This is a genomic window from Proteus sp. FZP2095, assembly GCF_023701425.1.
GTDB classification, from domain to species: domain Bacteria; phylum Pseudomonadota; class Gammaproteobacteria; order Enterobacterales; family Enterobacteriaceae; genus Proteus; species Proteus cibarius.
In genome coordinates, this window is record NZ_JAMQBJ010000004.1 from 245,505 (window position 1) to 260,289 (window position 14,785).

Below are 14,785 nucleotides of genomic sequence, written 5' to 3' on the forward strand. Positions count from 1 at the left end.
GTTTTCCGACTAAATTGTGTTAGAATCTCCGCGTTGCCAACAAAGATAATTACTTTTTTAGTAGTTTTTGTTATGTACTGTGGGCAAAGGGATTTTTATCCTATGTTGTCGTTTATGACAGCATGTGGTTATTTTATAGCGATCTACTGAAAGAACTCAGTCTTATTATGAGAGTAGATAACAAATGTTATCAGGTGTGAATTAGATAAACACTCATAAATTTCAGTTTAGGTCCCGTCGCTGAATGAATTTGGCGGGGCGGGTTATCATTAACGAATATCTTAGTAATACCAAAAACATGGCAGAGAAACGTAATATCTTTCTGGTTGGGCCTATGGGTGCCGGCAAAAGCACTATTGGTCGTCAGTTAGCTCAACAACTTAGTATGGAGTTTTATGATTCCGATCAGGAAATTGAGCGGCGTACAGGTGCGGATGTAGGTTGGGTATTTGATGTTGAAGGCGAAGAAGGCTTCCGTCAACGAGAAGAGAAAATAATCAACGAACTTACTGAAAAACAAGGCATTGTACTTGCTACAGGTGGGGGTTCGGTGAAATCGCGAGAAACCCGTAACAGACTATCTGCACGTGGTGTGGTTGTTTATTTAGAAACCAATATTGAAAAACAACTCGCTCGTACCCAACGTGATAAAAAACGTCCTTTATTGCAAGGTGTTGAACCTGTGCGCGATGTATTAGAGACATTAGCTGAAGAACGTAATCCTCTTTATGAAGAGATTGCTGACATCACTATTCATACTGATGATCAGAGTGCAAAAATTGTAGCCAATCAAATAATTGAATTATTAGAACAAAACTAATAAATTCAGCTATTTACAAGGTTAAGTAAAGACAACAAGAAGAAGGCCACTGTTATGGAAAAAATCACTGTCACATTAGGTGAAAGAAGCTATCCCATTACCATTGCTTCTGGCCTTTTTCATCAAGAAGATACCTTTTTACCTTTAAAATCAGGGCAGCAAGTTATGATAGTCACAAACGTGACGCTTGCTCCACTCTATTTAGAAAAGGTAACAGACACCTTAAAAAAACAGGGTGTTTTGGTTGATAGCGTGATTTTACCTGATGGTGAACAATATAAATCGCTTGAGATCATGAATGATGTCTTTACTGCATTATTAGAAAAAAATCACAATCGAGATACAACACTTATCGCATTAGGCGGTGGGGTTATTGGTGATCTAACGGGTTTTGCCGCTGCAAGTTATCAACGCGGTGTTCGCTTTATCCAAGTACCAACCACACTGTTATCTCAAGTAGATTCTTCTGTTGGTGGCAAAACTGCAGTTAATCACCCTCTTGGCAAAAACATGATTGGTGCGTTTTATCAGCCCGCTTCTGTTGTTATCGATCTCGATTGTCTAGCCACATTACCGCCTCGTGAACTTTCATCGGGTTTAGCTGAAGTTATTAAATATGGCATCATTTTAGATAAAGACTTTTTTATCTGGCTTGAAAATAATATTGATAAACTCTTGGCTCTTGATCCTAAAGCCATGGCATTTTGTATCCGTCGTTGCTGTGAACTAAAAGCTGACGTCGTGGCTGCTGATGAAAAAGAAACAAGTGGTTTACGCGCACTACTCAACCTTGGCCATACTTATGGACACGCTATCGAAGCTCATATGGGATATGGTGTTTGGTTGCATGGTGAAGCCGTTGCCGCAGGTATGGTAATGGCGGCAAGAACATCTCAAGCGCTTGGTCAATTCACGGAAGAAGAGACTCAACGTGTTATTCAATTGCTTGAGAAAGCCAATCTCCCCGTCAATGGCCCTATTGAAATGACACCTGATGACTATTTACCTCATATGATGAGAGATAAAAAGGTATCTGGCGGCAAATTACACCTTGTTTTACCAAAAGGTATCGGCCAATCTGAATTGCGTGCCGATATTACTCGCGAACAAGTCCACAAAGCGATAACATCTTGCATTAATGCAAATTAAGCATCCCATTACCTGACAAGAAATAAACCAGAATATTCATTTAAGGAAAATTCTGGTTAATATTGTCAAATGCAACGTTTCAGAAAAAGCGTTTCATCCTTATACTATGAGGTAATGGCTAAGGCTGAATAGAATATTTTTCGCTTTTTGACGCTCTGACGGAGGGCATAATGGACGAGTTCAAACCTGACAATGAAACCAAGGGTGATAATTCACTCAAACCTGATACATCGGATAGACCTGAACGTCGAACTAACCGACCTCGTAGCAATCCATTAAAAAACGCACGATTCTCTGTATCCCGTCAACAGATGATGATTGGTGTAGGTGTTTTAGTCCTTATTCTACTAATTATCGCAATAAGTTCAGCATTAAAATCACCAGAAACAACTGAACCTACATCTCCGACCAATACAGAAAGAAATATCGATCTGTCTCAACAACCGTCATCCGTTACGCCTTCAGAAAATGGTCAGCTATCAACACCTCAATCTATTTCTGGGCAAGATATACAGCCAGTGACACCACCTTCACAAAATTTACCTTCAATGATTGATTCGCAAGGTCAACGAGTTGAGATCCCTGGAGATATCGTTGATTCATTAAATCAACAACAATCGGGTATTAATCAAGCGACTAGTCAGCAGTTAAATGCTCAACAACCAAAACCGGTACAGCCTGTTACACAACCTCCTGTCACCAAACCTGTACAAAAACCGGCTGAAGTAAAAACACCACCGACAAAACCAGTGACACCACCAGCAACAACGCAACCTAAACCAACAACGACTAAACCTGTTGTTTCAGGTTCATTATCAGCAGGTAATTTAAATGCTATTCCTGCCACTAACTATACATTGCAATTAAGTGGCGCAAGTCGCCAAGATACCTTAGAGGCTTTCGCTAAAAAGAACCTCAATGGAAACTACGCTATTTACAAAACACAGCGTAATGGTAATCCATGGTATGTACTCATCTATGGAAATTATCGTAATATAAGCGAAGCCAAACAGGCCGTTTCTTCTTTACCAGCGCCAGTACAAGCAAAACAACCTTGGGTTAGACCGATGAAACATGTTCATCAGGATCTAAAAAAATAATTAAGACGAAGTTCACCGCTGATATGCTGTCTGAAACAGAGTACAATCGGCGACTCTGAAACGATTGAGAAATTTGGACGGCATGAAAAAAAAACGCGCATTCCTAAAATGGGCTGGTGGTAAATATCCTTTGGTAGATGACATTAAACGTCATCTGCCTGAGGGTAATTGTTTAATTGAACCTTTTATGGGTGCCGGTTCTGTTTTTTTGAATACAGAATACGATTCATATATTCTTGCCGATATAAATAGTGATCTAATTCATCTCTATAATACGGTAAAGCAACATCCTGAAAAATTTATGAAGGATGCCCGCTTATTATTTATCCCTCAAATGAATATCGCAGAAGAGTTTTATCAGCTACGACAAGAATTTAATCGTTCAACGGACGCTTATCAGCGTAGTGTGTTATTTCTCTATCTTAACCGTCATTGCTACAATGGGCTGTGTCGTTATAATTCAAAAGGTGAATACAACGTCCCTTTTGGTCGTTATAAAAAACCTTATTTTCCTGAAGCAGAGCTAATCTGGTTTTCTGAAAAAGCCCAAAAAGCCGAATTTGTTTGCCAAAGCTATTCATCAACTATGACAAATGCAGAAAAAGGCGCCGTTGTTTATTGCGATCCTCCTTATGCACCATTATCACCGACTGCAAATTTTACGTCATACCATACAAATAGCTTTAGTTTTCAAGAGCAGGAACATCTGGCTCAACTTGCCTCAATGCTGGCTTACGAGAGACAGATACCCGTGTTAATATCAAATCATGAGACTGCGTTAACAAAAGAGTGGTATGTAGACGCAAAAGAGCTACACAGTGTGAAAGTCAGAAGAACAATTAGTAGCAACACACTCGGTCGTAGCAAAGTGAACGAATTACTTGCCTTATATAAATAATCGTTAACACCTCCCGACAATGGGAGTGTTGTCTGGAGAATGCGATGAAAGATTTTCTGATTGCCCCTTCTATTTTATCCGCTGATTTTGCTCGCCTTGGTGAAGATACTGAAAAAGTGCTCGCAGCAGGTGCAGATGTTGTCCACTTCGATGTTATGGATAACCACTATGTTCCTAATCTGACATTTGGTGCGCCAATTTGTAAGGCTCTGCGTAACTACGGTATTACAGCACCTATTGATGTTCATCTAATGGTTAAACCCGTTGACCGTATCATCCCCGATTTTGCAAAAGCGGGCGCAACTTATATCTCATTTCACGCTGAAGCCAGTGACCACGTCGATCGTACTATTCAATTAATCAAAGATTGTGGTTGTAAAGCAGGCTTAGTGCTTAATCCAGCAACCCCATTAAACTATCTCGACTATGTTATGGATAAATTGGATCTTATTCTGCTGATGTCTGTTAACCCAGGCTTTGGTGGGCAATCATTTATTCCTAATACCCTCGATAAATTACGCCAAGTTCGTAAGATGATTGATGATGGTGGTTATGACATTCGTTTAGAAATTGATGGCGGTGTCAAAGTCGATAATATTGCTGAAATAGCGCAAGCTGGCGCTGATATGTTTGTTGCAGGCTCTGCTATTTTCAATCAGCCAGACTATAAGCATGTTATCGACAATATGCGCCGTGAATTAGAAAAGGTATCGTAATGACAGATAAAAAACTCAAAGGTATCCGTGCTATCGCCTTTGATCTTGATGGCACTCTCACCGACAGCGCTGTTGGTCTTACAGAAGCGACAGACTATGCATTAAAAGCAAAAGGCTTCCCGCCAGCTGGCAAACATAATGTTACTATTTGGGTTGGAAACGGCGTGGATATGCTACTGACACGCGCTTTGCACAATGCGGGTGTTGAAGATGTGACTGATACCTTATTAAAAGAGATGCGTGATCTTTTTGATGAACATTATGCAACCTCAGTCAAAACAGGCAGTGATTTATTCCCTCACGTTAAAGAAACCCTTGAAGTATTAGCTTCACACGATATTCCTCTGGGGATCGTGACAAACAAACCAACACCATTTATCGCACCATTACTACAACAGCTGGAAATTGAAAAATATTTTTCCTTAGTGTTAGGTGGCGATGATGTGAAAGAAAAAAAACCGCATCCAGCACCATTATATTTAACAATGGGCACGTTTGGTGTTAAAAAGGAAGAACTCCTTTTTGTTGGGGATTCTCGCAACGATATTATTGCAGCACAAGTGGCTGAATGCCCTTGCGTAGGTTTAACCTACGGCTATAACTACGGCGTATCTATTGCAGACAGCAAACCTGATTTTACTCTCGATAACTTTGCTGACTTGCTTTCTATCCTCGATATCACGCCAATGACAACTGTGGAACAGAATTAAAATGACGACTTCAGTAGAAAAAACGGCACAAAAGCCAATTGTATTCAGTGGTGCACAACCTTCTGGTGAATTAACTATCGGAAACTATATGGGTGCACTGCGTCAATGGGTACAAATGCAAGATGATTACGATTGCATTTACTGTATCGTTGACCAACACGCCATTACAGTACGCCAAGATCCTAAAGAGCTAAGAAAAAGAACCTTAGATACACTGGCTCTGTATCTTGCTTGTGGTATTGATCCAGAAAAAAGCACTATTTTTGTTCAATCACATGTTCCACAACATGCACAATTAAGCTGGGCACTTAACTGCTATACCTATTTTGGTGAATTGAGCCGAATGACTCAATTTAAAGATAAATCAGCACGTCACTCTGAAAATATCAACGCAGGGTTATTCGATTATCCTGTATTAATGGCAGCGGATATTCTGATTTACCAAACAAACCAAGTGCCTGTTGGTATCGACCAAAAACAACATCTTGAATTAAGCCGTGATATTGCTCAGCGCTTTAACGCTATTTATGGCGATATCTTCACTGTACCAGATCCTTTTATTCCAAAAGGCGGTGCTCGTGTGATGGCATTACAAGATCCGACTAAAAAAATGTCTAAGTCTGATGATAACCGCAATAACGTTATCGCATTGCTAGAAGATCCAAAAGCAGCGGCTAAAAAGATCAAACGTGCAATGACAGATTCAGAAGAGCCACCTCGTGTTATTTACGATCTTGAAAACAAAGCAGGTGTCTCTAACTTACTCGATATTTTAGCGGGTGTTACAGGTAAAACGATCCCTGAATTAGAAGCTGAATTTGAAGGCCAAATGTACGGTCATCTAAAAGGTGCTGTCGCTGATGCAGTATCTGAAATGCTAACCAACATTCAAGAACGTTTTAACACTTTCCGTAATGATGAAGCACTGCTCAATAAAATCATGAAAGAAGGTGCTGATAAAGCCAAAGCTCGCGCTCAAGCAACCTTAGACAAGGTTTATGACGCAATCGGATTTATTGCACATCCGTAATTTTTCATTAATACATAAAAACACCTCGCCTATTTTTAGGGAGGTGTTTTTTAGTAAAGAGGAATTATTGGGTTCTTAATACTACAAGCTAATTTTTATTAATAATAATATTAATTATTAATAAGTTAACTATTTACTCTTTAAATAACCGTCGATTAAAACTCTCAATGGTTTGATTTTGCAGTCTTAATTGCATAGTCTTGCTCCAACTTGCTGATAATCCTGAGGCACTTAATAGACGATGATAAAGCTCTTCATCGAATGGCATATGAAAAGCAATCGAAATCGCTTCTTTAACAGAGACATCGCTGTTTCTTGAAACCAAGACAAGAGGATGATGACTGCCTGTTTCACCTATACTCACAACACGATATAACCAGCCACAATAGCCACTATCTTGCATAATTTGCGAAAAGTTACTGACTTCTGTCACAGTATTAAGTTTATAGCAAGGAGAGCGAGGTTGAGTAACTTGGATTAATGCTGTTCCCCACTGATAAATATCACCAATAAAAACATTCTCTTCTGTCATACCTGTTGTTGAGATATTTTCACCAAATGCAGGGGCATGAAAAAAATCTGTCAATTGTGGGAATTGCTCAGCCCAATAAAGATAATGCTCTTTAGGATAGTGACAAAGTGCGCGATCAGGGCCACCGTGAAAACTCTTTTCTGCTTGCTCATCACCTTCTAATCCCAGTGATGTTAATTTGATATGACCATCCACCAGCCTTTTGGTGATCGCACTGGTAAATCCATTAGATGTTGTTGTGACATTACCGATAAAAACACTAGGAAAATAACGCATAGCTCACTACCTATACAGAAAAGAATAACTCATAGTAAAGATAGTGTTCAAAAGAAACAATGCCGACATTTGTCGGCATTAAAAATATAAAAAGAAAGGAAGTTATTAACTCAATTATGCCTTGCTCTGAAAACGCTTTTGCGCTTCATCCCAGTTAACCACTGACCAGAATGCTTTAATATAATCAGGGCGACGATTTTGATATTTTAAGTAGTAAGCATGCTCCCACACATCTAACCCTACAATTGGGTAACCTGATGCGCCAGCTAACTCTTCACCCATTAATGGGCTATCTTGGTTTGCAGTAGAAACAACCGCAAGTTTGCCATCGTCTTTTAATACTAACCAAGCCCAACCAGAACCGAAACGGCTAGCCGCAGCTTTTTCAAATAACTCTTTAAAAGCATCAACACTACCAAAATCACGTTCAATCGCGTCTTTTAGTGAGCCTTGTAATTGAGTGCCTAGCTTCAGACCTTTCCAGAATAATGAGTGGTTAGAGTGACCACCAGCATTATTACGTAGAAAAGTACGTTGATCAGCAGGGACTTTATGAAGATTTTTAACTAACTCATCAATTTCTAAGCCAGCAAGCTCAGGCAATTTTTCTAATGCTGTATTGGTATTATTCACATAAGTTTGATGATGCTTAGTATGATGAATTTCCATTGTACGCTCATCAAAGTGAGGCTCTAATGCATCATAAGCATAAGGCAGTGCAGGTAATGTATAGCTCATATTAATCTCCAGTGCTGTTTTATCTTGGATCACACCATGTGATTTATCTTTTCATTTCATTATAGTGAAAAAAACGTTAATGAAAATCATTATCATATCCATATTATTTTTGTGGTTTTTTTATCCAGCACGGTTAAATTAATTTTCACAGTATATTATTTTAATTTAAAAGCTTTCTATTAAACGATAATCCTATTAAACAAGAAAATAGTAGATAAATAATGCCATGCTAGCTTTAGCACTAATTGAACATTCCATGAAAAGCATTTCCATTAATTCGTGATCTTCTGCGCAAAAAAGAAACAATCTTTATTTACCCTCTTTTGTTAACGACTTTTTGACATAGTATTAACAATAGTGAGGAGAACTATTATGACAAAAATAAACCAACATCATATTACTGCAAGCATTGCAGAACATGCCCTGATCAATAAAGAGCAATACCAAAAAGATTATGAATTATCCATCAAAAACCCGGAGGCCTTTTGGGCAGATAAAGGGAAAATCATTGACTGGATAAAACCATATACCGTGGTAAAGAATACTTCTTTTGACCCAGGCCATGTACGCATTCGCTGGTTTGAAGATGGTCAGCTAAATATCAGCCAAAACTGTCTTGATCGCCACCTTAAAACACGAGGAGATCAAGTCGCCATTATTTGGGAAGGTGACTCACCTAATGAGTCGAAAAAAATTACTTACAGACAACTCCATCAAGATGTTTGCCAGTTCGCTAATGTATTAAAAAACTTAGGTATTAAAAAAGGCGATGTTGTGGCGATTTATATGCCAATGGTGCCAGAAGCAGCGGTTGCTATGCTCGCTTGTACTCGTATTGGAGCTATTCATTCTGTTATTTTTGGTGGTTTCTCTCCTGAAGCTGTCGCTGGTAGGATCATTGATTCAAAAGCTAAATTAGTGATCACAGCTGATGAAGGATTACGTGCGGGTCGTGCCATCCCTTTAAAGAAAAATGTTGATGATGCTTTAAATCACGCTGATATCCCTCCTATTAATCATGTTGTGGTATTTCGTCGAACAGGACATACCGAACAATGGATTGAAGGACGTGATGTTTGGTGGGATGAAATCATTCAAGGTGTCAGCACAGAATGTGATGTTGAAGTTATGGATGCAGAAGATCCACTCTTTATCCTGTATACCTCCGGCTCAACAGGTAAACCTAAAGGTGTACTGCACACAACAGGAGGCTACCTCGTTTATGCTTCAATGACCTTTAAATACACCTTTGATTATCATGAAGGCGATATTTATTGGTGCACCGCTGACGTAGGTTGGGTAACAGGACACAGCTACTTACTGTATGGCCCTCTGTCAAATGGTGCTACTACTGTTATGTTTGAAGGTGTTCCTAATTATCCATCAGTTAATCGTATGGCTCAGGTCGTTGATAAGCACCAAATCAATATCTTATATACTGCACCTACAGCAATCCGTGCATTAATGGCTGAAGGTGATAAGGCGATTGAAGGCACTCAACGCACCTCTCTGCGTATTCTAGGCTCTGTAGGTGAACCTATTAACCCAGAAGCATGGGAATGGTTCTATCAGAAGATGGGGCGTAGCCAATGTCCTATTGTTGATACATGGTGGCAAACAGAAACCGGGGGATTCATGATAACCCCATTACCAGGTGCTATGGATCTAAAACCTGGTTCAGCAACACGCCCTTTCTTCGGCGTTCAGCCAGCAATTGTCGACAATATGGGAGAAGTACAGCAAGGGGCTTGTGAAGGCAACTTAGTGATTACTGATTCTTGGCCAGGCCAAGCAAGAACACTTTTTGGCGATCATGATCGTTTTGAACAAACTTACTTCTCAACCTTTAAAGGTATGTATTTCTCTGGTGACGGTGCTCGTCGCGATGAAGATGGTGACTATTGGATAACAGGGCGAGTTGATGATGTCTTGAATATTTCAGGTCACCGTTTAGGAACAGCAGAGATTGAATCCGCTCTTGTTGCACATCCTAAGATTGCGGAAGCCGCAGTAGTTGGTATTCCTCACAATATTAAAGGGCAAGCTATTTATGCTTATGTCACTTTAAATCACGGTGAAGAACCAACACCTGAACTTTACACTGAAGTTCGCAACTGGGTACGTAAAGAAATTGGACCAATAGCCACACCAGATATCCTACATTGGACAGATTCCTTACCTAAAACACGTTCAGGGAAAATTATGCGCCGTATCTTGCGCAAAATTGCCTCTGGCGACACAACTAACCTCGGGGATACCTCAACACTCGCCGATCCGGGTGTTGTAGAGAAACTGTTAGAAGAAAAACAGTCTCTATCACTTACTGCTTAATACACAACAAATAGCTGTCATTTAAAAAAACGTAATACGACAAAGCAAAGGCATGAAAATGCCTTTGCTGGGCTCTCTTACCTAAAAATCATGAAATGCGGGGGATTGAAACCTCTAAATCAAGTGATAAACCAAACAATTATATAGAGGAGAACTCTGATGAATGCCAATATTTATCAAGAGATAGAAAACAACCCTCGCTTTAAAGAACTGGTTAAAAAACGTAGTCGTTTTTCATGGACACTTTCAATTATTACGCTCGTTATGTATGTCTCATTTATTTTACTTATTGCGTTCTATCCACAATGGTTAGGCACGCCTCTGTATGAAGGAAGCTACATTACACGAGGTATTCCTATTGGTATGGGCTTAATCATCGCCTCATTTCTATTAACAGGCGTTTACGTTATTAAAGCCAATACAGAGTTCGACAAACTTACCGCTGAAATTATTGAAGAGGTAGAAAAATGAGAAAGTTACTCTATGCAATAAGCTTATTTTTCCTCTCCTCAACAATTGCTTACGCTAGCGCAATAACAGAAGGAGGAGAGAAACAACCTATGAATATTCAGGCCATTATAATGTTCCTAATATTCGTAGGATTAACACTTTACATCACTTATTGGGCATCTAAACGCACCCGTTCTCGTGCTGATTACTATACTGCTGGCGGAAAAATTACTGGCTTTCAAAACGGTATGGCGATCGCAGGTGACTTTATGTCTGCTGCCTCCTTCTTAGGGATCTCCGCACTAGTTTATACCTCTGGTTATGATGGACTTATCTATTCAATTGGATTTCTGATTGGTTGGCCTATCATTCTTTTTATCATTGCTGAGCGCTTACGTAATTTAGGGCGTTATACTTTTGCTGATGTTGTTTCCTATCGCTTAAGCCCTAAACCCGTTAGAACACTCTCTGCTGTTGGATCACTGGTTGTTGTTGCTCTTTATCTAATTGCACAAATGGTAGGTGCCGGAAAATTAATCGAACTCCTTTTCGGCTTAAATTACCATATTGCTGTTGTGCTCGTCGGTATTCTAATGGTGCTATATGTTTTATTTGGAGGCATGCTCGCCACCACATGGGTTCAAATCATTAAAGCTATTTTATTACTTGCAGGTGCAAGTTTTATGGCTGTTATGGTTATGAAAGCCGTCGATTTTAATTTCAACACCTTATTTAAAGAAGCCGTTAGTGTTCACTCAAAAGGGTTCTCTATCATGAGCCCAGGTGGTTTGGTTTCTGATCCTATATCTGCACTCTCTTTAGGTCTTGCACTTATGTTTGGTACAGCAGGACTTCCTCATATCATCATGCGCTTCTTTACTGTTAGCGATGCAAAAGAAGCCCGTAAGAGTGTTTTCTATGCAACAGGTTTTATCGGTTATTTCTATATCCTTACTTTTATTATTGGTTTCGGCGCTATCTTACTCGTTAGCCCTAATCCTGTGTTCAAAGATGCCGCTGGCGCTTTGATTGGTGGAACCAATATGGCGGCTGTTCACTTAGCAGATGCTGTTGGAGGTAATTTCTTCTTAGGCTTTATCTCAGCTGTTGCCTTCGCCACTATTTTAGCCGTTGTTGCAGGACTAACTTTGGCGGGTGCATCTGCGGTATCACATGATCTTTACGCCAATGTAATTAAAAATGGTCATGCGGATGAAAGACAAGAGCTTAAAGTATCCAAAATTACTGTAGTTATCTTAGGTGTCGTCGCTATTGGTTTAGGTATTTTATTTGAAAAGCAAAATATTGCCTTTATGGTGGGATTAGCTTTCTCTATTGCGGCAAGCTGTAACTTCCCAATCATATTGTTATCTATGTATTGGAAAGGACTTACAACGCGAGGTGCTGTAGCGGGAGGATGGTCTGGTCTATTAGTTGCGGTCACGTTGATGATTTTAGGACCAACAATTTGGGTAAGTATTTTAGGCCATGAAAAACCTATCTATCCTTATGAATATCCAGCATTATTCTCAATAATTATTGCTTTTATTGTCTCGTGGCTTTTCTCTATTACAGATAAATCATCTTTAGGTGAGCAAGAGAAGGCAAAATTCCAAGCACAATTTATTCGTTCTCAAATTGGCTTAGGCATCGAACAAGGTAAACAACACTAACAGCCTGAAATAATGTTATCTTTCTAAATAAAAGTAACCCCAAAGTGATTTTCAACTTTGGGGTTATTCATTTTTAACCTTTTTATCAATGACCATAAGAATCTCGATTATATTTCTATCATTTACTTATTTAGAATAATTTTAAGCTTTAACTACATATCTATACGATTATTTAAATAGAAAGATAAATTAAATTAAAATCAATTAATTAAAAATAAAAACAAACATAATTTATTTGCTATATCGCTTATTAATAAACTCAAAAAGCCCAAAATAGTGAGGAATAACCATAATAATAGCAATTTCAGACACACTTCCGCCAAACAAGGCTTGTATTGTCAAAAAGTAAATGGTTAACTTTTTATTCTACATAAGAAGAGGTGATAGTTTTTAAATAGGTTATGTCTCAGTTAACTCATTACGCACTTTTATTTTTCTTATCTATGGCACCAGCAATATTGGGTGGCTCAACGCTGTATATAGAACAAAAAATCTATATTGTTCTTATTGGTTGGCTACTTATGCTGATGTGTAGTGGTATTTATCGTTCTTTTTTTGGAAAAATAATAACCTTTATTATTAGTGCATTATGGGCTTTAAATCTTTCTATTTCTCTGTTTTTCCATCGTGAACACGATATTGCTTTTTCATCATCTATTGCTGAAACTTTTATTAATACTAATGGTAGTGAAACTGTTGGTATGCTCTCTTATAATAAGTACTATGTCTTATTTTACCTATGTGCTTTTGCCATTTACTATTTTCTCATTCATAAAACGGCTCGAGTCTCTGATCTAAAAACAGCAAAAAAAAGTGTGATTGCATTTGTTATGTTAATCGCCATTATTCCAATATATAAAAACTTAGCATTAAGAAACGATGAGAAAAGTAAATTACTTGCAGAATATACTCTTTTAAATACCCCTTTTTATAATGCTGCAGCACTTGTCCGAACCTTCCATGAAAATCGCCAAATTAGAAAAATTGCAGATCAGAAAGTAGAGTATCAATATAATAAAAGTAATGATAATACAGAAGTTTATATTCTTATTCTTGGGGAATCAGTTCGTAGAGATCATCTAGGAATTTATGGCTATCAGTACGATACAACGCCTAATTTGATGAAAGAAAAGAGTAATCTTATTCTATTCAATCGAGTTTATTCTCCAGCTCCAGTAACTATTCTTTCTGTACCCATTTCACTCTCAAATATAGGATTGGAACAATTACAAGATAAAAGTCATTATGCTGATAATATTGTTTCTCTCGCTAATCACGCCGGATTTAAAACATATTGGCTAAGTAACCAAGGTGAAGGTAATCAAAAAACCAGTGTTATTTCTGTCATTGCTAATATGGCTCAAAATAAAAAGTGGAATGAGTTTATCGGTTATGATGAAGAACTACTTCCTTATTTAGATCAGGCTCTCAATGAACCTTCTACACAGAAAAAACTAATTATCTTACATACATATGGTAGCCATGAACCAGCCTGTAATCGATTTCCAAATCAATATTTAAAGAAATTCACGCAAGAAGATGATGATAACTGCTATGACAGCTCTATCGCTTATACAGATAAATTAATTAATGACATTATTGAGAGAGTCAAAGACAAGCCAGCTTCTATTCTCTACTTTGCAGATCACGCTTTACAGCGTCTCGATAAAAATAGAGAGGTTCGTTATCATCATGGTGTAAATACACCACGAAAAGAAGCTTATGATATACCGCTATTTATTTGGTATAGCCGATTATCTATTAAACCTATTATTAATGATGATGCAGTGAATAAACCTTATTCAACGGTAAATAACTATTGGCTATTAAGTAGTTGGCTTGGGATAGAACATAATTCACCCCAAAAATGCCATTCACCATTAAATGAATGCTATCAGCCTAAATCACCAATAACGGTTATTGATGGGAATAAAAACCTCTTAAACTATGATTTATTAAGTTCAGAAGAGCAGGAACCACAATAATATCTTCACCCCAAAATATCTAAATACGAAATACACTTAATAATAAAAAGTGTATTTATATCCTCATTATCTATTTCTAATAAGATCTATCTGAGATGACAAGAGTTGAAAAGAGCAGAATGCTAGGTATCAAATTAAGTGATGTTAGGAAAGGATAACCGCATCAATGAAGTACCATAAATAGGGTTTAATAGCGCTAAGAGTGGCTATTTTATTGAGGAATATAACAACAATAATAGTTTTTTATTCGGAGTAGCTAAACCTCCAAACGCAAAAAAGCCAACCCATTGGGTTGGCTTTCTCGTCTTATTTAATGCCTGGCAGTTCCCTACTCTCACATGGGGAGGCCCCACACTACCATCGGCGCTACAACGTTT

At 38.3% G+C, this 14,785-nt stretch carries 13 protein-coding genes; 11 read left to right on the forward strand and 2 right to left on the reverse strand.

Annotation, left to right across the window (positions count from 1 at the left end):
- Positions 1 to 298: 298 nt before the first annotated feature.
- The 7 genes from aroK (at position 299) to trpS (ending at position 6,423) form a co-directional block, all read left to right on the forward strand.
- Positions 299 to 820, forward strand: coding sequence for a shikimate kinase AroK (gene aroK, locus NBG71_RS15860; RefSeq protein WP_036914409.1), 522 nt, complete (start codon positions 299 to 301; stop codon positions 818 to 820).
- A gap of 54 nt (positions 821 to 874) precedes the next feature.
- A complete protein-coding gene (gene aroB / locus NBG71_RS15865) occupies positions 875 to 1,969 on the forward strand; it encodes a 3-dehydroquinate synthase (protein ID WP_072065037.1) in 1,095 nt (364 codons plus the stop codon).
- Between the two features lie 170 nt (positions 1,970 to 2,139).
- Complete coding sequence (locus tag NBG71_RS15870; RefSeq protein ID WP_109420408.1) at positions 2,140 to 3,069, forward strand: SPOR domain-containing protein; 930 nt, start codon at positions 2,140 to 2,142, stop codon at positions 3,067 to 3,069.
- A gap of 82 nt (positions 3,070 to 3,151) precedes the next feature.
- Complete coding sequence (gene dam, locus NBG71_RS15875; RefSeq protein ID WP_250917007.1) at positions 3,152 to 3,967, forward strand: adenine-specific DNA-methyltransferase; 816 nt, start codon at positions 3,152 to 3,154, stop codon at positions 3,965 to 3,967.
- A 44-nt stretch (positions 3,968 to 4,011) separates the two neighbouring features.
- Positions 4,012 to 4,683 (forward strand): ribulose-phosphate 3-epimerase, encoded by a 672-nt coding sequence (gene rpe, locus NBG71_RS15880; protein ID WP_075672600.1) that lies wholly within the window; start codon positions 4,012 to 4,014, stop codon positions 4,681 to 4,683.
- A complete protein-coding gene (locus NBG71_RS15885; protein WP_250917008.1) occupies positions 4,683 to 5,393 on the forward strand; it encodes a phosphoglycolate phosphatase in 711 nt (236 codons plus the stop codon). Before rpe ends, NBG71_RS15885 begins: the two co-directional genes overlap by 1 nt.
- Position 5,394: 1 nt before the next feature.
- Positions 5,395 to 6,423 carry a tryptophan--tRNA ligase gene (gene trpS / locus NBG71_RS15890; protein WP_075672602.1) on the forward strand — a complete coding sequence of 343 codons (1,029 nt, stop codon included), beginning with the start codon at positions 5,395 to 5,397 and terminating at the stop codon, positions 6,421 to 6,423.
- A 133-nt stretch (positions 6,424 to 6,556) separates the two neighbouring features.
- Here the strand turns inward: trpS and yiiM are convergent, their stop codons facing one another.
- Both yiiM and sodA read right to left on the reverse strand, forming a co-directional pair.
- Positions 6,557 to 7,231: a 6-hydroxyaminopurine reductase gene (yiiM, locus tag NBG71_RS15895; RefSeq protein WP_075672603.1), complete on the reverse strand. Its 675-nt coding sequence runs from the start codon at positions 7,229 to 7,231 to the stop codon at positions 6,557 to 6,559.
- A gap of 114 nt (positions 7,232 to 7,345) precedes the next feature.
- A complete protein-coding gene (gene sodA, locus NBG71_RS15900) occupies positions 7,346 to 7,969 on the reverse strand; it encodes a superoxide dismutase [Mn] (protein WP_075672604.1) in 624 nt (207 codons plus the stop codon).
- A gap of 372 nt (positions 7,970 to 8,341) precedes the next feature.
- Here sodA and acs point away from each other — a divergent pair, with 372 nt between their 5' ends.
- From acs to NBG71_RS15920, 4 genes are all read left to right on the forward strand, one after another.
- On the forward strand, positions 8,342 to 10,300 hold the full coding sequence (gene acs / locus NBG71_RS15905) for an acetate--CoA ligase (protein WP_075672605.1): 1,959 nt from the start codon (positions 8,342 to 8,344) through the stop codon (positions 10,298 to 10,300).
- Between the two features lie 159 nt (positions 10,301 to 10,459).
- The gene (locus NBG71_RS15910) at positions 10,460 to 10,771 is read left to right on the forward strand and encodes a DUF485 domain-containing protein (RefSeq protein ID WP_075672606.1); all 312 of its coding nucleotides are present in this window, start codon (positions 10,460 to 10,462) and stop codon (positions 10,769 to 10,771) included.
- Positions 10,768 to 12,423, forward strand: a complete 1,656-nt coding sequence (locus NBG71_RS15915) for a cation acetate symporter (RefSeq protein ID WP_075672607.1) — start codon at positions 10,768 to 10,770, stop codon at positions 12,421 to 12,423. The genes NBG71_RS15910 and NBG71_RS15915 overlap by 4 nt, the downstream gene beginning before the upstream one ends.
- 401 nt (positions 12,424 to 12,824) lie before the next feature.
- Positions 12,825 to 14,408 (forward strand): phosphoethanolamine transferase, encoded by a 1,584-nt coding sequence (locus NBG71_RS15920; protein ID WP_099659254.1) that lies wholly within the window; start codon positions 12,825 to 12,827, stop codon positions 14,406 to 14,408.
- Positions 14,409 to 14,785: the final 377 nt, after the last annotated feature.